We start from the raw sequence: 21,512 nt of genomic DNA on the forward strand, positions 1-21,512 counted from the left end.
TTTCTCTCCGATCAGAGCAGCGCGCTCAGCGGCAGGATGAGCAGGATCGCCACCACCGACGCGACCGAGACGCCCACCGAGCAGGTCTTCAGCGTGCCGCGCGTGGTCTGGCCCAGCAGCGACTGCAGCAGCCAGAAGGTATTGCTCGTGACGTGCACCGCGAACAGCGATCCGGCGCCCGCGGCGAGCGCGATCAGCACCGGATCGATGCCGAGGGCGGGCGCGACCGGGCCGAGGATTCCGGCGGCCGTGATCGCCGAGATCGTCACGGAGCCGACGGCGACGTGCAGGATCGCCGCGATCACCCACACCATCAGCAGCGGCGCGGCGGTGCTCGCGGTGAAGTATTCGCCGAGGATCTTGCCCAGGCCGGTCGCGGCGATGGTGGCCGCCAGCGAGCCGCCGACACCGGTCAGGATGAGGATCTGGCCGCTCTCCTTGAATCCGGTGGCGATCGAGCGCTGCATCGCCTCGGCCCCGACGGCGTAGCGGCCGACGAAACTGGTGCCGACGAGCCCGATCAGCAGGGCGATCACCGGCGCCGAGAGGAATTCGATCACCGGATTGTGCACCTCGGCGACGTCCAGCACGGCGCCCAGCGCGATCAGTACCAGGGCGGTGAGCAGCGGCGCCAGCAGCACCGGCAGCGGAGTCTCGGAGCGCGTCGCCGCGCTGGTGCGGGTGCCGACGACCCCGCTGCCCGGCTCGGTGCTCGCCGCCGCGCCGCGATCGGCGACGGCTGCGTGCTCGGCGTGTCCGGAATCCGCGGCGGGCTCGCCGGTGCCGGGAACCGGCTCCTCGCCGAGGAAGGGCTGTTCGTCGCGCTCCTCGTTCCACCAGCCGCGGTCGAACAGGAAGCACATGACGGCCACCGCGATGGCGACCGTGGGGATCACCAGCAGCACGCCGAACAGCAGCATCTTGCCCAGCGGCACGCCGAGCAGTCCGGCCAGCGCCAGCGCGCCGACGCCCGGCACGGTCAGCACGATGCCGCATTCGCCGCCGATCGCCAGGGCCGTGGCCATCCGCGCCGTGCCCCGCTTACCGATCTTGGCGGCGAGATTGCGCGCGAGCGGCGCCGCGATCACCAGCAGCACGTCGAGGAAGATCGACTGCAGCAGCGTGGCGACCGTCAGCGACATCGCGTACGGCATCCGGTTGGGCCCGAACACCTTCAGCAGCGCGCCGACCAGGCGCTGGATCGCGCCCGTCTGCTGCAGCATCGCGCCCATCAGCACGCCGAACGCGATCAGCAGCCCGACCTCGGCCATGATGTCGCCGAAACCCTTGGTGATGGTCTCGATGGTCTTCTCGGTACCCAGCCCGGCGGTCAGCCCCAGATAGGCGGATCCGATGACCAGCGAGACCGCCGGGTTGAACTTGAATCGGACGATCAGCAGGACCACCGCGAGGATCGCGACTCCCGTATTGATCATCGTTGCAACGTCTGACATGCGTAAATCCCATCGAGCCGCACTCACGGAGTGCTCGGTCCCGCAGTGCAGAGCAACGATCATGCCGTGATGCGGGCCACAACAGGCTCACATTATGGGCAGAGACTCACGATATAAGCAAGCGGCTGGCCTGCCGGGCTCGATACTCCCGCCGCCACCGGCTGAAACCCAGCAGGACCAGCAGGAAGAAGACCCCATAGACGGCCCCGGAGACGTACAACCCGGACTGGAACGCCAGCGGCACGCCGACGAGGTCGACCAGCATCCAGATGATCCAGAAGTCGACCAGGGCGCGGCTCTGCGCGAACGTGGCGATGGCGCTGCCGACGAAGATGTACGCGTTCGCCCACGGCGACCACGCGACATGCAGCCAGGTCAGATGGATGAACAGCTCGGCCACCAGCACGGTGCCCAGCACCAGCACGGCGAGCAGGACCAGGCGCTCACGGGTGGTGGCCGGCCGCACGAGCAGGCCGTGATCGTCGCGGGTGCCGCGGGTCCACGACAGCCAGCCGTAGACGGCCAGCGCGCAGAACAGCACCTGCTTGAGCGCATTGCCCGGGACGTGCGCGTCGATCGAGGCGGCCAGCAGCAGCAATGCGCCCACCAGCTGCACCGGCCAGGTCCACACGGTCTTGCGCATCGCCAGCCACACCACGGCCAGCGACAGGATGTTGCCGGTCAGGTCGGTCCAGAGAATGTGCTCGCCGAAGATCTGGAATCCCGCGTTCACGCGGCGACTCCCGCGGTGGGGCTGCCGAACTCCTCGGCGTCGGCGACGTGCATCTCCCGGACCTCCTCGATGCCAGAGCTCCGGGGGTGCCTCCCATCCGGACTCTCACCGTCGGTTCGGGCTTCCACCGACCCCGGAGCGCGCGTTCACCTCGCCCAACCACGCTGCCACGGCACCGTATTCCGCCGCACACCACCACCCGGGTGTGACCTACGACTCGATCGGGTGGTTACGCGAGGATGCGGAGGGGGTGTTCGAGGAGGTCCTTCAGTTGCTGGAGGAATGTAGCGGCTATGGCGCCGTCGATGGCGCGGTGGTCGGCGGACATCGTGATGCGCAGGATCTTGCGGGCGATCACGTCGGTGCCGTCGAGGCGCAGTTCGTCCTGGGCGGCGCCGACGGCGAGGATCGCGGATTCGGGCGGGTTGATGACGGCGGTGAACTGCTCCACGCCGAACATGCCCAGATTCGAGATCGTGAAGGTGCCACCGGACATCTCCTCGGCGCGCAGCTTGCGGTCGCGCGCCCGCCCGGCGAGTTCGCGCGCCTCGGTGGCGATCTCGGAGACGCTCTTGCGGTCGGCGTCGCGGATCACCGGCACCAGCAGCCCGGCGGGGGTGGCGACGGCGATGCCGAGGTGGATTCCCCTGTGCCGCAGCAGTTTTTCTCCCGCGAAGGACACGTTCACCGCCGGATCCGCGCGCAGCGCCGACGCCACCGCCTTGACCAGCAGATCGTTGACACTGACCTTGCCCTTCCCGGCCGGCTCCAGCGTCGCGTTGATCTGCACGCGGAGGGCCAGCAGGTCGGTGACGTCGATCGCGCTGGTCAGGTAGATGTGCGGGGCCTGCTGCATGCTCTGGGTGAGCCGGGCCGCCGACACCTGCTGAATCCGGCTCAGCGGCACCTCGTCGGAATCGCCGGAGGGGCCAGCTGCCGCCGCCGGTGCGAATCCACCAGGGCGCGGGGCGGATTCGACATCCTGCCGGGTGATCCGCCCGCCCGGGCCCGTGCCGGTGACGGTGGCGAGGTCGATGCCGAGTTCCCCGGCGATCTTGCGGGCCAACGGGGAAGACTTCGGCCGACGCTCGGTCCCGGAACCGAGAAGGCCCGTAGCAGAGTTGTCCGGGCTGGCGGCGCCTGTCGCGGAGTTACCCTGCCCGTCACCGCTTCCGGAGACCGTAGCCGGGTCCGATTGCGCACCGGCACTTCCGGAGGTCGCCTGCGCGCTGCCGTGCGCGGAACCCGACGGCGACCCCGTCCCGCTCCCGTCTCCGACGATCGCGATCGGCTCGCCGATCGGGACCCGCGACCCCGCGTCGGCGAGGATCTGCTCGAGCACGCCGTCGTCGTAGGCCTCCAATTCCATGAGGGCCTTGTCGGTCTCGATCTCGGCGAGCACCTCGCCGCGGGTGACCGGATCGCCCACCTGCTTGAGCCAGGACGCGATGACGCCGTCCTCCATCGTGTCGGACAGGCGGGGCATGGTGATTTCAGGCAATGTAGGTGTCCTTCGAGTTCCGGCGTCCCACGGCCGCAAGGGTTTCCACCGCGGCGGTGTACAGCGAGTCGGCCGACGGCAGCGCGAGCCGCTCCAGCGGTTTCGAGTACGGCAGCGGCACCTCGGCCATGGCCACGCGCCGCACGGGTGCGTCGAGGTAGTCGAAGGCGCCGTCGGAGATGGAGGCGGCCACCTCCGCGCCGATGCCGTAGGTGAGCCAGTCGTCCTCGCCGATCACCGCGCAGCCGGTCTTGCGCACCGAGGCGATCAGGGTGTCGCGGTCCAGCGGCCGCAGGCTGCGCAGGTCGATCACCTCCGCCGAGATCCCTTCCCCGGCAAGCCGTTCGGCGACCTGGGTGGCTACGGTCGCCATCCGCGAATAGCCGATCAGCGTGATGTCGGTGCCCTCCCTGGTCACCGCGGCCTTGCCGATCTGCACGTCGGGAATCTCCTCGGGCACGTCGCCCTTGGTGTTGTAGAGCGCGAGATTCTCCAGGAACAGCACCGGATCGTCGTCGGCGATCGCGGCCCGCAGCAGCGCCCGGGCGTCGGCGGGCGTGCTCGGCGCGACCACCTTCAGCCCGGGCACGAACGCGTAGTACAGCTCGATGTTCTGCGAATGCGTCGCGCCCAGCTGCTGTCCGCCGCCGCCCGGGGTCCGGATGACCATCGGCACGCTGGTCTGCCCGCCGAACATGCCGTAGATCTTGGCGGCGTGGTTGACGATCTGATCCAGCGCCAGCAGCGAGAAGTTGATCGTCATGATCTCCACGACCGGGCGCAGCCCGAGCATGGCCGCGCCGATGGCGGCGCCGACGAAACCCTCCTCGGCGATCGGGGTGTCGCGCACCCGCTTCTCCCCGAATTCGGCGAGCAGCCCGGCGGTGATCTTGTATGAGCCCTCGAAGATGCCGATCTCCTCCCCGATGAGGAGGATGTCGTCGTCGCGCTGCATCTCCCGGCGCAGGGTGTCGCGCAGCGCTTCGCGATAGGTCATGACAGGCACGGTGATGTCCTCTTTCAGGCCACGGGGAACAGCGGATCGGCGGGCAGGCGGCGGGAATCACCCGGAACCGGTGTGGCGTAGGTGTAGTCGAACAGGCTCGACGGCTCCGGATGCGGGCTGGCGTCGGCGAACGCGACGGCCGCCTCGACGCCCTCGCGCACCTCGGCCTCGAGGGCGGCGGGGTCCTGCTCGGACAGCACCCCGGCCGCGATCAGCTCGGCCTGGAAGGTCGCGATCGGATCGTTCTCGCGCGCGGTCGAAACATCCTCGGCGGAACGGTATTTCGCGGGATCGACCACCGAGTGCCCCTTGAGCCGGTAGCTGACCGCCTCCAGCAGCGCCGGTTTGCCCTCGCGCCGGGCACCTTCCAGCAGCTCGGCCGCGATATCGCGCACGGCCAGCACATCGGTGCCGTCGACGCGCTCGCCGCGCATCCGATAGGACTCGGCGCGCTTGTACAGGTCGGGCTCGGCGGAGGAGCGCTCGACCGTGGTGCCCATGCCGGTCTGATTGTTGATCACCAGGAACACGATCGGCAGCCGCCACAGCGCGGCGATGTTCAGCGACTCGTGGAAGGCGCCGATATTCGTGGTGCCGTCGCCCATCTGGCACACCACGACGTCGTCGCCGCCGCGGTAGTCGATGGCGAGCGCGGCGCCGACGGCGAGCGGAACCTGGCCGCCCACAATGGCATAGCCGCCCAGCAGCCGGGTCGCGGTGTCGTACATGTGCATCGATCCGCCCCAGCCCTTGGAGGTGCCCGTGGAGCGGCCGTACAGCTCGGCCATCACCCGGCCGGGTTCGATGCCCTTGGCGAGCGCGTAGCCGTGCTCGCGGTAGTTGGTGAACAGGTAGTCGGTGGGCCGCATCGCGGCGGCCATGCCCACCACCGTCGCCTCCTCACCGAGATTGAGGTGGCAGTAGCCGCCGATCTTGGCCTGCTGGTAGCTCTGCGCGGTGCGCTCCTCGAAGCGCCGCACGAACAGCATGTCCCGGTACAGGCCGCGCAGGATCTGTGGATCCTCGGTGTCGAAACGCTTGGCGGCCTTGGCATTCGCCCGGGGCTTGGCGGGCGACTTGCGGGCGGACTTGCGCGGGGCAGTGGTCGTGGTCACGGGTGGGACCTCCTCAGCGCTTGCGCGGCGCGATGTGTACCGGCAGGCCGAGCCCGGTCAGGGCCGCCTCCATGCCGATCTCGCCGAGAGTGGGGTGGGCGTGAATGGTGTCGGCCAGCTCGTCGAGCGTCGCCTCCAGCGAAATCGCCAGCGCGCCTTCGGTGATCAGATCGCTGGCCGACGGTCCGATGATGTGCACACCGAGCACTTCCTGATGCCGTTGCCCGGCAACGATCTTCATGAACCCCTCGGTGTCGCCGAAGGTCCTCGGGCGCCCGAGCGCGGCGAACGGGAACTTCGCGGTGATCACCTCGTGCCCGGCGGCGCGCGCCGCGTCCTCGGTCAGGCCGACGCTCGCGATCTCCGGATGGGTGAAGGTGGCGGCGGGAATCACGGTGTAGTCGATGTGGGCCGGGTGCCCGGCGATCACATCGGCGGCGGTCAGGCCCTGATGGGAGGCGACGTGGGCGAGCAGCGCCCGGCCGGTGACGTCGCCGATGGCATAGACGTGTTCGACGCCGGTGCGCAGCTGATCGTCGACCTCGATGAATCCCCGTGCGTCCGTGGGAATTCCGGCGGTGTCCAGGCCGAGGTCGGCGGTGTTGGGGCGGCGGCCCACCCCGACCAGCACGACATCGGCGTCGAGTTCGCGCGCCTTGGGGCCGCCGACGGTGACGCGCAGGGCATCGCCCTGCGCGATCGATTCGACCGTCGACCCCGTGAGCACCGTGATCCCGCGCTTGCCGAACGAGCGGCCGAGCGCGACGCCGATATCCTTGTCCTCCAAGGGAACCAGGCGGTCCTGCAGCTCGACGATCGTCACCTCGCTACCGAACGTGGCGAACAGGCTGGCCCATTCGGCGCCGACCGCACTGCCGCCGACGACCACCAGCCGCCGGGGCACCTCGGTCAGCCCGAACGCGCCGTCGGAGGTGATCACGCCGGGCAGCTCCGCGCCCGGAATCGGCAGCCGCGCGGGCACCGAGCCGGTCGCGACGATCACGTCACGCGCGTCGATCCGCCGGACGGAAGTGGTTGGGGGAGCGGCATAACGGGGGCCGCCGGGAAAGATCGGCGACGGGCCGACCTCGTGCACCTCGACGGTGGTGGGCCCGGCGAAGCGGGCGTGCCCCTCGACGACGGTCACGCCGTTGGCCTTCAGCAGCCCCGCGACACCGTCGGTCAGCTCCTTGACGATGCCGTCCTTGCGCTGCCGCACGGCGGCGAAATCGAACCGCACATTGTCCGCCAGGACGCCGAATTCGGCTGCGGCGGAGACGGTCTGGAAGACCTCGGCGCTGCGCAGCATGGCCTTGGTCGGGATGCAGCCCCAGTTCAGGCAGACCCCGCCCGGGCGCTCCTTCTCGACCAGTCCCACGGACAGTCCGCGCTGCGCCGCGCGGATGGCGGCGACGTACCCACCCGGGCCGCCGCCCACGACCAAAAGATCGAATTCCGGCACTCGTGGTGCTCCTCGTGTCGACGATTACGACCCCGCCCCGGTTGTGGCATGAGTCATCCCGAACGAGTCTTGTCGCCACCGAGTGCACAAACAATGACCCGGTAGCCCAGGAATCGTGGCCGAAAAGTGTGCTCTGCGCCCAGCCCGTGCGGGAAGTGATCTCCGGGCGTACAACGGAATGGTGAGGGCTTCACGATGTTCGGCCGCGCTGTCGAGTCTTCTGGTGACCGTCGCCGCGGTGGTGGTCCTGTCGGCACAACCGGCCGCGGCGGACGTGGTCGGCGAGGAGTCCCTGGGCGGCTCGGTCTCGCGGGTGGACGTGTACTCACCGGCGATGGATCGGGTGGTGAGCAACAGGGTGATCCGGGCCGCCGGTGGTCCCGCGCCCACCCTGTACCTGCTCACCGGCATCGGCGGCGGTCTCGACGGGATCTCCTGGTGGGACGACACCGATGTGCGAGAGTTCTTCGCGGACAAGCACGTCAACGTCGTGATGCCGGTCGGGGGCGCCTACAGCATGTACACCGACTGGGTGGCCGACGACCCGGTGGTCGGCCGCGGCCGGTGGCAGACCTTCCTCACCCGGGAACTGCCCGCGGCCCTCGACGAACACCTGGGAGCCACCGGGGCCAACGCGATCGCCGGGGTGTCGATGAGCGGCGGTTCGGCGATCGACCTCGCCATCCAGGCCCCCGGGCGGTACCGCGCCGTCGCGTCCTACAGCGGATGTCCGTGGGCCGCCGACCCCGTGGGCATCGCGTTGGTCAGCGCGCAACTGGCACGTGGCGGCGCGAATCCGGCCAATATGTGGGGAATTCCGGGCGCCGCGCACTGGCAGGCGCACGACGCGTTCTCGCATGCGGGCGCCCTCGCGGGCAAGACCGTCTACCTGTCGGCGGCCTCCGGCGCGCCCGGCCCGATCGACCAGGGCGGCATCCCGTTCCCGCCGGTCGAGATGATCGCCAGCACGTGCACCGCCGCCTTCGCCGGTCGCCTCGCCGAAATCGGCATTCCCGCAACCCATGTGAACCGCCCGCAGGGGTCGCACACCTGGGGTCAGTTCGAGGCCGACCTGCACGACTCCTGGCCACATCTGGCGGCCGCCCTCGGCGCCTGAGGGCCGCGGCGGTCCGCGGCGAAAGCCCTACTGCCCCTTCCTCACCCGGCCACGGCCACGTCGGCCTGCTGCGCGGCTCCGGCCGCGGGAGTGTGGTTGTCGGTGCGGCGGAGGAAGTCGACCAGGATGTCGGAGATCGCGGGCATGTCGACGAAGGCGACGTGGGATCCGCCGGGGATTTCGGCGAATTCGGCGTTCGGCATCGAGGCCGCGGCGGTGCGCTGGGCCTGCGGCGGGAACAGCGAATCCTGTTGGCCCGCAACGACCAGGGCGGGGAGGTGGATATTCGCCAGTTCCGCGGTGCGCGAACCGCTGGCCCACTCCCGGCATGCGATCGCGTGCCCGACGCGGCCCTCGTACGGCCGCGGCCCGCCCATCATCGAATCGGCGATGCTCTGGTAGTCGCGTTCGGTGGCATCCCAGTCGCCCACGGGGCGTACGAGATCCATGCCGAGCAGCAGCCGCACGGCGGGCGGCATCGGCTCCATCGAGTGCACCTCGGCCAGCGCGTCCATGAAGACCCGGCCGAACCGGGACACGTCACCGATACCGGCGATGAACGACGCCGACCGGAACGCCTCGGGGCGCGTGAGAACCGCTGTCTGAGCGATCATTCCGCCCATCGAGGTGCCGACCAGGTGGCACGGGTCCAGCCGTAGCGCGTCGACAACGGCGAACATATCGGCGGTGAGCTGTCCGATCGAGTACGGCGCGTCGGTGACCTCCGACGGCGGCATACCCCGGTGGTCGTAGGTGACCACTCGATATCCGGCCTCGGCCAGCGCGGGCACGGTCACCGGATGCCAGGCGGCGGCGCGATGCGAACCCGAAACCAGCAGCACCGGCGGGCCGTCGCCCGCGATCGTGCATACCAGTTCGGCCCCGTCGCGGGCCTTTACCGTGGCGGTGCGTTTTCGGAGAGCCGATCTCATCGAGATCCTTTCTGTCGCAAACACAGGAATGCAACTACGCGCTCCGAAGTATGCACATATTCGTGCATCTTGACCAAAACGTAAGAATCGCAAAATCATTCGTAAGAACACCTGCACGGACATCGCCGGGATTTGCGGGGATTACGGAAGATCGGTGTTCAGCCGCGTATATCGAGGGCGTAGAGGGCCAGGGAGAGTTCGACATAGGAGCGCTGGCCCTCGAGGGGCCGGGCGAGCAGGGCCGAGATGCGCTGCAGGCGGTTGATGACGGTGTTGCGGTGGCAGTGCAGGCGCGGGGCGGCGTTGGCGGCCGAGCAATTCTCGGCGAGCCAGACGGACAGGGTGCGCAGCAGGATGTCGCGCTCCTTGGCCGGGAGGTCCAGGACGGGCCCGAGGGCGTGCCGCAGCAGCAGGTCGATGAGATCGGGGGAGCGGGCCAGCAGCGCCTCCGGATACCGTTCGTCCAGCGACGCCAAACCCGTTGCGCCGGTGGGCAATGTCTCCAGGGCGACCAGCGCCAGCGCATGAGCCGAATCCACCTGTGCCAGACCGGGTACGGCGGGTGAGGCACCGGCCCGGCCGCGGACCAGGGGCCGCAGGTGGTGCAGCACCGCGTCGCTGTCGCGGTGTTCCAGCGAGACCAGGCCGATGGTGGTGTCCACCCGGTCGTGCCACACCGATCGAATTCCCAACGCGGACAGGGTCGTTTCCGCTCCGGCCCGCAGCGGGCGGCCGTCCCCGCGCGCCGCCACCACCAGATACGCGCCCTGCGGCGGCAGCTCGAGTTCGCGGGCGGCGCGCGCGGCGAACCCGCCGTCGTGCGCCCGCCCCGCCAGCAGGTCCTCGATCAGTGCGTGCCGCCGCCGCTCGTCGCGGCGCACCTGCTCGAGTTCGGTATTGCGATACGAGGTGACCAGGGCGGAGGACAGGCCGTCGATCACCGTCCACATCGCCGTACCGGCCTCCCGGATCTCCTGCGGCCCCACATCCTCGGCCTTGTCGAGCAGCGCCTCCCACACGATCCCGCCGCCCAGCCGGAAGGTCCGCAGCATCGCCTCCAGCGGAACCCCCTGTTCGGCCCGATGCTTGCCGATCGACGCCGCCACATCGTCGCGCTCCGGATCGCTCGCCTCCCCGCCCAGCAGCTCCAGAATCCGGGTCAGATACCGTCGGCACCCGTCGCGCAGGTCGGCCCGCGGCACCGAGGTGTAGTCGGTCCACTCCGGGTTGTCGGTGAAGATCGCCGAGATCAATCGCCTGGTCAACGCGGTGATATCGGCCCGGCACGCGTCCGCCAGCTTCCGGGTCCCCGGGGTGGACAGGGGTGGGTGCGGCGCCGCCATGACGATCCACGTTACCGGGGGTACGGGACCGGCGGGCCCGGCGGGCTCGGGCCGGGGACCCGCCGGACACCGCTCGGATTCAGACCTGCGAGCGCTCCGGAATCGGCTCGGGCTCGACCGCCCCGGGCCGCCGCGCCCGCATCAGGCCGAATGCCGCTGCGGCGCCGAGCAATCCGACGATTCCGCCCGCCGCGAGCGTGCCCTGCACACCGGCGGCCGCGCCGAGCCGAATCGCCTCGGCGGGCAGCTGACCCAGCAGCAGCGGAGCCTGCCCGCCCGCGACGGCACGCGCGATGGCCTGCGGATCGGGCACGGCCCGGTCGGCCAGCACCTCTCCGGCCCGTGCCGTGAACGCGCTGCCGAGGGTCGCGATGGCAATGGTGAACCCGAGCTGTTGCGCGGTATTCAGTGCGCCGGTGGCCATTCCGGCCCGCTGCCACCCGACCGCCGAGGTCGCGGCGGAACCCAGCGTCGCGGTCGCCAGCCCGACACCCGCCCCGATCGCGAGGAAGCCCGGGATCAGCGCCGCCCAGCCCGCCTCGCCGTGCACCAGCGCGGTGCCCAGCACCCCGCCCGCACCGACGAGCAGCAGCCCGGTGCCGATGATGCACCCCGGATTCGGGCCGTGCAGGTACCGGCCGATTCCGCCGGACACCACGAAAGCCATGGCCGACAGGGGAAGTCCGACCAGACCGGCCTCGATCGGGCTCAGGCCGAGGACCGACTGCATCCAGATCTGGGTGTACATCAGCGCCCCGAAGGCGGCGAAGAACAGCGTCGTCCCCGCGATCAGGACTCCGGTGAACACGCGGTTGCGCAGCAACGCCAGGTCCAGCATCGGCTGCCGGGAACGCCGCTCGACGACCACGAACGCCCCCAGCGCCGCCACCGCGGCCGCCAGCGTCCACCAGGTGCCGGAGTTCGACCAGCCGTGCTCGTTGGCGCGGATCAGCGCATAGGTGGCCGCCGCGGCCGAGGCGGTGAACGTCACCATGCCCGCCACGTCGACGCGACCGCGGTGCGGTGGCTCGTCGGCGGCGAGCACCCACGCGCACAGCGCCATCGCGAGCACGCTGACCGGCAGATTCACGAAGAAGATCCACCGCCACGAGGCCATCTCGGTGAGCAGGCCGCCCACGATCGGGCCGACCGCCGACGAGGCGCCCGCGACGGCGCCCCACATCCCGTAGGCGGCGGCCCGATCGCGCCCGTCGTAGGACTTGTTCAGCAGCGCGAAGCAGGTGCAGGACATGGCCGCGGCCCCGACGCCCTGCACCACCCGCGCCGCGATCAGCACGCCGGGATTCGGCGCGACCCCGCACACCAGCGAGGACAGCGCGAACAGCGCCAGCCCGGCCAGGTAGGTGCGCCGATGCCCGGTCAGGTCGGCGATCGATCCGGCGCCCAGCATGAGTGCGGCCATCGCCAGCGCGTAGCCGTCGACCACCCACTGCAGGGAGCCGAACGAGGCGTCGAGGTCGCGCTGCATATCCGGGAGCGCCACGTTCACGATCGTGACGTCGATCAGCAGCATGAAGGTACCCAGGCACACCGTCAGCAGCGGTAGCCATCTGCGCACAGTCGTTGTCCTCTCTCGAAATTCGGTATCGAAACGGGCGTCGAGTATCCGAGGATCGAGGGAGCCGGGTCGCCCCGAAGGCGTGTCGGCGTACATTTCCTCCCATGAGTGCCGCCGAGACGCGAAACATGGTCCCTCTGGACGCACTGGATACGCAGATCGTGCACGCACTGCAGCTCGATCCGCGTCGTCCCTTCAGCCGTGTCGCCGCCGAGCTGGGGGTCGCGGAGCAGACCGTCGCCCGCCGCTATCGGCGGTTGCGGCGCGAGGGCGTGGTCCGGGTGATCGGCGCGGTCGACGCGCCCGCGCTCGGCGAGAACGACTGGATCGTGCGGGTGCGCTGCCGCCCCGACGGCGCGCAGCAGGTGGCCGAGGCGCTGGCGAAGCGCCACGACGCGGCGTGGATCAGCATCGCGGCGGCCGGGGCGGAGGTGGTCTTCTCCCTGCATCCGCGCAGCCACCAGGACCGCGACGACCTGCTGGTCCAGCGGCTGCAGCGCAGCGCGCCCGTGCACGACATCTCCGCGGCGATGATCCTGCACCGGTTCGTCACCCGGGACGTGCGGGACTGGCGCGGGCGGCAGCACGCCGGGGGAGCGGCGACGACCGCCGCCGCCTCCGGTGACGCCGCGGACGAAATGCATTTGCGCGACGAGGATCTCGCCCTGCTCGACCTGCTCCACCGCGACGGCCGCACCAGCTACTCGGTGCTCGCCCGGGCCACCGGCACCAGCATCGGCCGGGTGACCCGGCGCATCGCGGCGCTGCAGGCGGCCGGGATCCTCTACTTCGACCTCGATATCGCCCCGGCCGCGCTGGGGTCCGGCATGGTGGCGCTGCTCTGGCTCGGCGTGGCCCCGGCGCGGCTGGACGCCGTCGGGCAGGCCATCGCCGAGCAGCCCGAAACCGGTTATGCCGCAGCGGTTACCGGGCCGTTCAATGTGTTCGCCGTGGTGTCGTGTGCCGACGCCGACGGTCTGTACCGGTACGTCACCACCCGGATGGCGGCCCTGGACGGGGTGCACAGCTTCGAGATGTCGCCGGTGCTGCGGCGGTTGAAGCAGGCGGGCGCGCACACCATCGACGGCCGTTTGGCGCATCCGGATGGTGTGGTACGAAAGTGGTTACATCGCTGAGCATTCCGAGCAATCGCCGGAGATCGCGGGTTTAGCCGCTCGGGGTGCGGGATAATCCAGGCGGGTATCGGACACACGGTGTTTCACGATTGTCGCCGGCGGACGGTCATCCGGCACTGGCGCCTCGCGGATGAGCCGACCTCGGCGAGAAGGCGAGGCGGCATGGACGAAGGCCACAGTGAACCGCCACTGGAATGTGCCGCGAGGCCCGGTGAATGTCGTTGCAACACTGCGGTTTTCGCGGGAATAGCCGACCAGCTGGTGCGGCAGTTGTTCGACGTCGGGCTGCGTTTGGACTCCATCGGCGCGGTATTCGAGGGCGACGAGGCCTCGGCAATCCAGCTGGACAAGACGCAGACGGCGCTCACCGACATCCTGGCGGGCCTGGACCATATGATTCGCGATACCGGCCTGGCGATGCTGTCGGTGACCGCCGCCTTGCCGGAGGCCGAACTGCAGCGGCGCCGATCCTGACCGCCCCCGCGGTGGTATCGGACCGCACGCTCAGCTGAGCAGATGCGCGACCCGGCTGCTCATCGCGCCCCGCCACGCCGCCTGCCAGGCCGCGGTCGGGCGATTGGCGCCCGGCGTCGCCAGCGAGTTCCACGGCGTTCGCGAGCGCCCCGACGCCCACTGGTCGGTGGTGGCCGCCGCGGCGATCGCCCGGCGGGCATCCCGAAGCCGTTGGTAGTCACCGGGATTGGCCAAGACGTGGTCGACCGAGTCCCGCACCTGGGTGGCGTGCCGGTTGCCGATCGCCTGCAGCATGCGGCCCGCGCCGTCCCGGTCGCCGACATCGGCGAGCATGCCCGTGGCGGCACCGGAGTCGCCGTCGGCCAGCCGCTGCAGCTGTTTGATCTTCGCGGCGGTCGGATCGGCCATGTAATCGTCGATGAACGCCTGCTGTCGCCCGGTGAAGGCCCCGCCGTCGAGGGTCACACCGGTGGGGTTCGCGCGCTGGAATCGGAAGGCGGCCGCCTGCAGCGTCGCCAGGTCCGCGGCGGCCTCCTCGCCGCTGCCCGTGCCGTTGACCAGATTGTTCGCCGACGCCTGGGCGCGCTTGGCCGCGGCGACGACATGGCCCAGATGCTTGTCGGCCAGCGTTTCGTCGTCCGCGTTCGCGTCCACGATCTCCCACGACCGAATGGAATGCTGCATGATCTCCCTGTCGGTGAACCCGATCGAGGTGAGCATCGCCCACGCGTCGTTGGTGCTGCCGCCGAAATCCTCCAGGCTCTGCAGTGCCGCGGCCGCGCCGCGGAACGAATTGATCCCGCCGTTGTGCCGCGCCGCCTCCCGGGCGCCCCGCTCGTATTGATTCCATTTCATGTACGACCTGGCGTAGGTTCCGGTGGGCCCGCCGACACCGGGTGAACCCCAGAATCCCCACTGGCCTCGCTGTGCGTTGCGCTCCAGGCGGGCGCCCGGCCGCAGCGGCGAACGCGTTCCGGCCCACAGCCATTCGGTGATCGGGGAATTGTTGACGGTGCTGACGGCGGCCAGGGCGGGCAGCAGGCTCGCGCTCATCGAGTGGCCGACACCGGCGGCCCCCATCCCGATGGCCGTGCCGCCGGACGAGCCCGAGCCCGAACCCCGGGCGCCGTTGCCCTGCGCGGCCAGCGCGAACCGGTTGGCGAGCCACTCGTTGCCGCGGTCCAGGCTCGCGCTGAGCCGCCGGAGCTGCAAGATCGCGACGATCTCCACGATCGCGCCGATCATGAACACCACCATCACCTGGTCACCCGCGAGCTCGAACAGGTTGCCCAGGATCAGCACGTAGACACCGAGAAAGACGGTGAACGCCGTCATGCGCGCCGCGGCGACCATCCCGTCGACGACATTGCGGATCAGGAACGTCTGCGTGGGCCCGTACACGAATCCGCCTGCGGCGAAACCGAATATGGACATCAGGCCGTGGTAGACGGTGTCCAGCGCCGCCCGCATGACCTTGAGGGCGAGGACCGCACCGAAGGCGAGCAGGATGGTCCCGGACAGCAGCAGCAACAGGCCGGTGCCGATCTGCTCGAAATTGGGATTGTTCATCGACTCCTCGGCGACGCTGTCCCCGCAGCCGGAGACGGCTCGCTTCACGCGGGCCTCGCTGGCGGCCTCGATCGCGGCCGACCAGGCGGCGCGGCAGGCGGGCTGCCCGTCGATGACGTGCCCGAAGTTCCACACCTGCAACGGTCGCCGCGCGAAGTTGTCGGTGAGCGTGGCCTGCATCGTCGCCACCATTCCGGCGGGTTCGGCGCTGTCGTTCCCGTTCAATCCGGCCGCCAGCGCGATGCCGAGATCGCGGCCCTGCGCGAGCCAGCCGTGCGGCGACAGCACCTCCGCCAGCGGTTCGGCGAGCAGCACCGCCCCCAGCACCGCCACCACCAGCATCGTCACCGCCTGCATGGTGGCCTTGCCGTGGAAACCGCGGGCGACGAAGTACGCCACGAAGAATGCGCCGATCGTCGCGGCGGTGACCAGCATCAGCGGCGTGGCGACCTGTCCGGTCAGGTTGTGTGCCACGCCGAGCAGCGGTTTGGCGAACAGGTTCAGCCATTCGAAACTGAGCGCGTAGCCGATCAACCAGATCGCGGTGACCACAAGGATTTTCCAGCCCGCGAACTCCAGACCGAGGACGACGGAGATCGCGGTGTCGCCCGGCTCGAGCACGCCGCCGTGGTCGGTGGCGAACAGGTAGCGCGACGCCTCGACACCCGACGAATCGGTGACGTGGGTCCAGCCCAGCGCGCTGCCGACCGAGGAACCGGCTGTGTGAGAGCTGGTTTCGGCATTGGCGAAGGCCGGGTCGGCCGTGGCCACGGCACCCAGCACGCCGGGAAAGACGAACAGGACGACGAAACCGATCAGCAGCCCGGCCGCCCGGCATCGTCGTACCCGCGAAAGTACCGGCCACAGCACCGGATTCGACGTTCCTGATTTGCAGTTGTCCACCGCTACAACCTGATTCGTTTCCATACCCACGCATGTGCGTGCACGGCAAAGGGCAAAGCATCGGAGCGGAAATCCCTCGGGGCTGCTCGACAGTCCCCGGAAACGCGGTGGAAACGTTAATGCCGGGGTGTGAACGAACTTCGTCCACGCAGTGAACAGCGCACCGTGAAAACGCCGGTGCGCGTTGGTGATTCGTCGCCTCGGCGACCGGTGCCGTTCACCCGGTGTTCGTTCTGCTCACCGGGCCGCGCGCGGCGTTGTGCGCCGGACCTGCTCAGCGCAGGGCCAGCGCCAGGAAGAAGTCGACGCGATCCTCGAGGCGGGACAGGTCCCGGCCGGTCAGCTCCTCGATGCGGGCGATCCGGTAGCGCAGGGTATTGACGTGCACGTGCAGCAGCTCGGCGCTGCGCGCCCAGGAGCCCGAGGTCTGCAGGAAGGTCTCGAGGGTGTGCACGAGATCGGAGCTGTTGTTCTGGTCGTAGGTGGTCAGCGGGTCCAGCAGGCGCAGCCGGAACATCCGCCGGACCTCGTCGGGCACGCTGGCCAGCAGCATCATGTGGGTGGCCAGCTCGTCGTGGCCGACCGCGCAGGCCGGGCGGTGGCGGTCGGCGGCCACCCGGCGGGCGTGGCGGGCCTCGTCGACCGCACCGCGCAGGGATTCGCCGTCGACCACGCCGCTGACGCCGATCGACAGCCGGATGCCGCCCAGACCGGGCTCCAGGGTGTCGAGCGCGGACTGGATCATGTCGAACACGGATCGGCCGGTCGGGATCAGCGCGATCGCCTCACCGTCCACCACCCCGGCGGCCGGTGTTGTGCCGTACAGGATTTCGCGTAGCAGCGCGCGTAACTCCCTGGGCCGCAACCCTTCCTCGGCCGCGGCGGCGACGGCCACGTAGCCCTCGGCCGAGCCGAGCCCGGTCAGCTCCAGGCGCGAGATGATATCCGCCGGTTTGGCATCGGAGACGATCAGCTGGATCAGCTCCTCGGCCAGCCGCCCCTCGGCGCTCTGCCGGTCGTCGTGCCGGGCGCGCTCCAGCGAGCAGACCGCCGCCAGCTCGCCGGTGAGCGCGCGCCGCTCCTCCGGCCAGTCGGCGCAGTCGCCGTCGAAGACCAGCAGCCAGTCCGCCGCGCGCGAGGTGCCGTGCTCGTCGACGGCGAACAGCGAATAGGGCCGCCCGACGGAGGCGATCACGCACGGCAGGCGGCGGGCGCCGAGGAATTCGGCGACGGCCCGCGCGGGCGGCGGCGCGTCCGGTCCGGCGACGACGCGCCCGGTCGAGGTCATCACCCAGCAGCGCATGCCGAGGTCGCGTTCGATCAGCTCGAGCACCGAACCGAGCCCCGTCCCCGACACCAGCTGCCGATGCCGGTCCAGGATCGCCGACAGGTCCGCGGCGCGCCCGGTCGACAGGTCGCGCGTGATCCGCTCGGTGACCGTCTCGAACGCCACGTGCTCGAGCACCCGGAACAGCGGAATCCGATGCCGTCGGCAGGCCTCCACGACATCGGCGGGCGGCTCGCCGTAGCGGGCGTCGCCGGTGGCCAGGGCCGCGACCTTGGCCCGGGCCAGGGACGCGACGAACGTCTCGCTGTCCTGCGGACCGGTCCGCCACTGCATGCCGGTGAGCACCAGCTCGCCCCCGGTCAGGTAGCGGCTGGGGTCGAGCAGGTCCTGGGTGACGACCCAGCGCACGAACCGGTCGAGCTCCTCCTCCCCGGTGACGAGCTCCAGTCCCAGGTCCGTCATGGTGAGCAGGGAACGAAGACGCATGATTCTCGACGCTAACAGCCCGCGGTCCGAAACACCGCCGTCATGCGGTTTGGAGATAAGCACAAACTCCGCCGTGTGAACTGGCGCACAGTTCGTCGCTGCGGTCGTGGCCGTGAGGCACCCCGCGCGGGTGTACTCGTGACACACCGATTCATGCCGATGGAGGTCAGATGGCGCAGCAGGTGGACCCATGACGAAGCTGGTCATCGACAACGCCTACCTCGCGCCGGTCGTCGGCGACGAGATCGCCCACGGCCATCTCACCGTCGACGACGACCGCATCACCGGGCTCGGCGCGGGCCCGGCGCCGCGCGTCGAGGGCGCCGAACGGATCGACGGCACCGGGTGCCTGGTCACGCCGGGGCTGGTCAACACCCATCATCACCTGTATCAGTGGGCCACCCAGGGGCTGCACCAGGACTCGACGCTGTTCGAATGGCTGACCGGGTTGTACCGCACGTGGGCGGGAATCGACGCCGAGGTCACCTACGGCGCGGCCGCCGCGGGACTGGCGTGGCTGGCGTTGAGCGGAACCACCACCTCCACCGACCACCACTACATGTTCCCGAAGGGCCGCGGCGACCTGTTCGAGGCCGAGGTCCGCGCCGCCGCCGAGGTGGGGCTGCGGTTCCATCCGTGCCGCGGCTCGATGGACCGCGGACAGTCCGACGGCGGCCTGCCGCCGGACGAGGTGGTCGAGAAGACCGACGAAATCCTCACCGGCACAGCCGAAACCATCGACCGATACCACGATCCGTCGTTCGGCTCCATGCTGCGCGTGGCCGTGGCGCCGTGCTCGCCGTTCTCGGTCAGCGAGACGCTGCTGCGCGAATCGGCCGCCCTGGCGCGAGACAAGGGCGTGCGCCTGCACACCCACCTCTCCGAAACCCTGGACGAGGAGGATTATTGCCGCGAGCAGATGGGATGCTCCCCGGTCGAGTACATGGACAAGCTCGGCTGGCTCGGCGACGACGTGTGGTTCGCGCACGCGGTGCACCTGCACGACGGCGACATTCGGCGCTTCGCCGACACCGGCAGCGGGACGGCGCACTGCCCGAGTTCCAATGCCCGCCTGGGCGCGGGGATCGCCCGGGTGCGGGACCTGCTGGCCGCCGGGGCGCCGGTCGGGCTGGGCGTGGACGGCGCGGCATCGAGCGAATTGACCTCGATGGCCGGAGAAATGCGCCAGGCGATGCTGTTCCAGCGCGCGGTGCACGGCCCGACCGCGCTCACCGCCCGCCAGGCCCTCGAACTCGGCACGCTCGGCGGCGCCCGGAATCTGGGGCGGCACACCGAAATCGGCAGTCTCGAGCCCGGCAAGATCGCCGATATCGCGGTGTGGCGGGTCGACGGCTTTCGCGCCGCCGTCACCGATCCGGTCTGCGCGCTGGTGTTCGGGCCCACCCCGCCGCTGGCGCGGCTGCTGGTCGGCGGCCGCACGGTTGTAGAAAACGACGAACTGCGCACCGTGGCACACGACGCGGTCGCGCGGGCCGGTGCCGACGCGCGTCGTCGGCTGATGCGTGGGGAGGGGCAGCGGTGAGGATCGCGAGGCTCGTCGGCGTACTCGATGAGGGGTTCGCCGAAGCGGCTCGCGAATACCGTCACCGGCGGAAGTTCAGGTTATCGACGGAAAGGTGCGCAACCGCTCGTTCACGGATTCATCTCTGAGAGCCGCCGCGGCTCTCGTTCACCCGGCCATCTCGCCGCGATTATCGAAAGCTGTTGATCAACAGGAGTTTCCGGACTCCACAACCGCACAACCGAACCCCAGGTCCGTTGACGGCACGGACCCCGGGTCGGCGCGCGCCGTGGTCGTCAGGGCCCGGAGGCGACAGCCTGCGTCACCACGCAGGGTCCCCGAGCACGGCGCAATCAGATACTGCCCGAGGAGGGCACACGCCATGACCCAAGTTGAAACCCGCACGACCCCCGCGGAATCCAGATCCGTATTCGACCGGCTGTTCCGGATCCGCGAGCGCAACACCAGCGTTTCTCGCGAAATCCGCGGTGGTATCACGACTTTCGTCGCGATGGCCTATGTCATTCTGCTGGTCCCGCTGATCCTGGGCGGTGCCACCGATGTCGACGGCGCCCATCTCAGCATCGCTCAACTCACCACGGCCACGGCGTTTTCCGCCGGGCTGTCCACCGTCCTGATGGGTCTGGTCGGCAATGTGCCGCTGGCGCTGGCCGCCGGGCTGGGCGTGGTGCCGGTGGTGGCCTTCCAGGCCGCCCCGCACATGACCTGGTCGCAGACCTTCGGCCTGGTGGTGCTGATGGGCGTGGTCATCGTGATCCTGGCCGCGACCGGGCTGCGGACGATGATCATCAATGCCATTCCGCTGGCGCTGAAGAACGCGATCGGCGTCGGGATCGGCATGTTCATCGCGATGATCGGCCTGGTGTCGTCCGGGGTGGTCGGGCACGGTTCGCCGGACGGGCCGCCGGTGGGGCTCGGTCCCGACGGCCACCTGCAGGGCTGGCCGGTCGTGGTGTTCGGCGTGGGTCTGCTGCTGATGCTCGCGCTGTACATTCGCAAGGTACCGGGTGCGATCCTGATCAGCATCGCGATCGCGACCGCCCTGGCGATCGTCATCAACGCGATCGGCGATATCGAGCCGAAGTCGTGGGGGACCGTGGTCCCGGAGATGCCCGAGAAGTTGTTCGCCGCACCGGATTTCGGGTTGATGCTGGATATCGACCTGTTCGGTGGATTCGCCCGGGCCGGGGCGCTGACCGCGGGCGTGGTGCTGTTCACGCTGGTGCTGACCGGGTTCTTCGACGCCATGGGAACGATCTTCGGGGTGTGCGACGAGGCGAAGCTGCTGGACGACAACGGCACCATGCCCGGACTGGGCCGGGTGTTGACCACCGACGGCGTCGCGCAGATCATCGGCGGGGCCTCCGGCGGGGCGGGCAGCACCGTCTACGTCGAGTCCGCGACGGGCGTCGGTGAGGGCGCCCGTACCGGACTGACCAGCGTGGTGACCGGCGGATTGTTCTGCCTCGCAATATTTTTCACGCCGATCGCGGGAGTGGTCCCGATCCAGGCGGCCGCCCCGGCGCTGGTGCTGGTGGGTGCGCTGATGATGACCCAGGCCCGCAAGATCGACTGGGGCGACCTGGAGGTCGCGGTCCCCGCCTTCCTGACCATCGTCGCCATGCCGTTCACCTACTCGATCACCAACGGCGTAGGCGCGGGCCTGATCGCCTACACCGTGATCAAGGCCGCCCGCGGCAAGTTCCGCGAAATCCATTGGCTGGTATGGATAGTAAGCACCGTCTTCACCGCCTACTTCGCCATCTCCGGCATAGAAGCCCTACTAGGCGGCAACTGACCCGCCCCCCCATTGCCATCTCGGTGCACATATGTACACTGAACCGTGGGTGAGATCACCAAACACCCAGTTC

Annotated in this window: 16 protein-coding genes; 5 read left to right on the forward strand and 11 right to left on the reverse strand. The window is 69.7% G+C overall.

All coding sequences use genetic code 11. The features are described 5' to 3' along the window. Window positions 1–11: 11 nt before the first annotated feature. The 6 genes from QH290_RS15250 to lpdA form a co-directional block, all read right to left on the reverse strand. Window positions 12–1,454 (reverse strand): GntP family permease, encoded by a 1,443-nt coding sequence (locus QH290_RS15250; protein ID WP_280264903.1) that lies wholly within the window; start codon window positions 1,452–1,454, stop codon window positions 12–14. Between the two features lie 106 nt (window positions 1,455–1,560). After that, the gene (pnuC, locus tag QH290_RS15255; protein WP_280383474.1) at window positions 1,561–2,187 is read right to left on the reverse strand and encodes a nicotinamide riboside transporter PnuC; all 627 of its coding nucleotides are present in this window, start codon (window positions 2,185–2,187) and stop codon (window positions 1,561–1,563) included. Window positions 2,188–2,416: 229 nt separating this feature from the next. Then, the gene (locus tag QH290_RS15260) at window positions 2,417–3,688 is read right to left on the reverse strand and encodes a dihydrolipoamide acetyltransferase family protein (RefSeq protein WP_280383476.1); all 1,272 of its coding nucleotides are present in this window, start codon (window positions 3,686–3,688) and stop codon (window positions 2,417–2,419) included. Continuing rightward, window positions 3,681–4,685: an alpha-ketoacid dehydrogenase subunit beta gene (locus QH290_RS15265; protein ID WP_280264906.1), complete on the reverse strand. Its 1,005-nt coding sequence runs from the start codon at window positions 4,683–4,685 to the stop codon at window positions 3,681–3,683. The genes QH290_RS15260 and QH290_RS15265 overlap by 8 nt, the downstream gene beginning before the upstream one ends. A gap of 23 nt (window positions 4,686–4,708) precedes the next feature. Next, a complete protein-coding gene (gene pdhA, locus QH290_RS15270) occupies window positions 4,709–5,809 on the reverse strand; it encodes a pyruvate dehydrogenase (acetyl-transferring) E1 component subunit alpha (RefSeq protein ID WP_280383478.1) in 1,101 nt (366 codons plus the stop codon). Window positions 5,810–5,822: 13 nt separating this feature from the next. Beyond that, window positions 5,823–7,271 (reverse strand): dihydrolipoyl dehydrogenase, encoded by a 1,449-nt coding sequence (gene lpdA, locus QH290_RS15275; protein WP_280383480.1) that lies wholly within the window; start codon window positions 7,269–7,271, stop codon window positions 5,823–5,825. A 178-nt stretch (window positions 7,272–7,449) separates the two neighbouring features. Here lpdA and QH290_RS15280 point away from each other — a divergent pair, with 178 nt between their 5' ends. Continuing rightward, window positions 7,450–8,388, forward strand: a complete 939-nt coding sequence (locus QH290_RS15280; RefSeq protein WP_280264909.1) for an alpha/beta hydrolase — start codon at window positions 7,450–7,452, stop codon at window positions 8,386–8,388. Window positions 8,389–8,429: 41 nt separating this feature from the next. Here the strand turns inward: QH290_RS15280 and QH290_RS15285 are convergent, their stop codons facing one another. The 3 genes from QH290_RS15285 to QH290_RS15295 form a co-directional block, all read right to left on the reverse strand. After that, on the reverse strand, window positions 8,430–9,320 hold the full coding sequence (locus tag QH290_RS15285; RefSeq protein WP_280383482.1) for an alpha/beta fold hydrolase: 891 nt from the start codon (window positions 9,318–9,320) through the stop codon (window positions 8,430–8,432). A 158-nt stretch (window positions 9,321–9,478) separates the two neighbouring features. Continuing rightward, window positions 9,479–10,663 (reverse strand): PucR family transcriptional regulator, encoded by a 1,185-nt coding sequence (locus tag QH290_RS15290; RefSeq protein ID WP_280264911.1) that lies wholly within the window; start codon window positions 10,661–10,663, stop codon window positions 9,479–9,481. 79 nt (window positions 10,664–10,742) lie between these two features. Beyond that, entirely contained in the window at window positions 10,743–12,242 is a 1,500-nt protein-coding gene (locus tag QH290_RS15295) for an MFS transporter (RefSeq protein ID WP_280383484.1), read from the reverse strand. 104 nt (window positions 12,243–12,346) lie between these two features. Between QH290_RS15295 and QH290_RS15300 the strand changes: the two genes are divergently transcribed. Together QH290_RS15300 and QH290_RS15305 are read left to right on the forward strand one after the other, a co-directional pair. Further along, window positions 12,347–13,378 carry an Lrp/AsnC family transcriptional regulator gene (locus QH290_RS15300; RefSeq protein ID WP_280265064.1) on the forward strand — a complete coding sequence of 344 codons (1,032 nt, stop codon included), beginning with the start codon at window positions 12,347–12,349 and terminating at the stop codon, window positions 13,376–13,378. A gap of 261 nt (window positions 13,379–13,639) precedes the next feature. Next, window positions 13,640–13,852, forward strand: coding sequence for a hypothetical protein (locus QH290_RS15305; RefSeq protein WP_280265065.1), 213 nt, complete (start codon window positions 13,640–13,642; stop codon window positions 13,850–13,852). Between the two features lie 30 nt (window positions 13,853–13,882). Here the strand turns inward: QH290_RS15305 and QH290_RS15310 are convergent, their stop codons facing one another. Then, complete coding sequence (locus tag QH290_RS15310) at window positions 13,883–16,324, reverse strand: hypothetical protein (protein WP_280265066.1); 2,442 nt, start codon at window positions 16,322–16,324, stop codon at window positions 13,883–13,885. Between the two features lie 274 nt (window positions 16,325–16,598). Beyond that, window positions 16,599–18,098 (reverse strand): PucR family transcriptional regulator, encoded by a 1,500-nt coding sequence (locus QH290_RS15315; RefSeq protein WP_280383486.1) that lies wholly within the window; start codon window positions 18,096–18,098, stop codon window positions 16,599–16,601. A gap of 190 nt (window positions 18,099–18,288) precedes the next feature. Here QH290_RS15315 and QH290_RS15320 point away from each other — a divergent pair, with 190 nt between their 5' ends. After that, on the forward strand, window positions 18,289–19,641 hold the full coding sequence (locus QH290_RS15320) for an 8-oxoguanine deaminase (protein WP_280383488.1): 1,353 nt from the start codon (window positions 18,289–18,291) through the stop codon (window positions 19,639–19,641). A 361-nt stretch (window positions 19,642–20,002) separates the two neighbouring features. After that, a complete protein-coding gene (locus QH290_RS15325; protein WP_280265069.1) occupies window positions 20,003–21,439 on the forward strand; it encodes an NCS2 family permease in 1,437 nt (478 codons plus the stop codon). The last annotated feature ends 73 nt before the right edge of the window (window positions 21,440–21,512 follow it).

It is taken from the genome of Nocardia wallacei (genome assembly GCF_029869545.1).
Classification (GTDB): Bacteria; Actinomycetota; Actinomycetes; order Mycobacteriales; family Mycobacteriaceae; genus Nocardia; species Nocardia wallacei_A.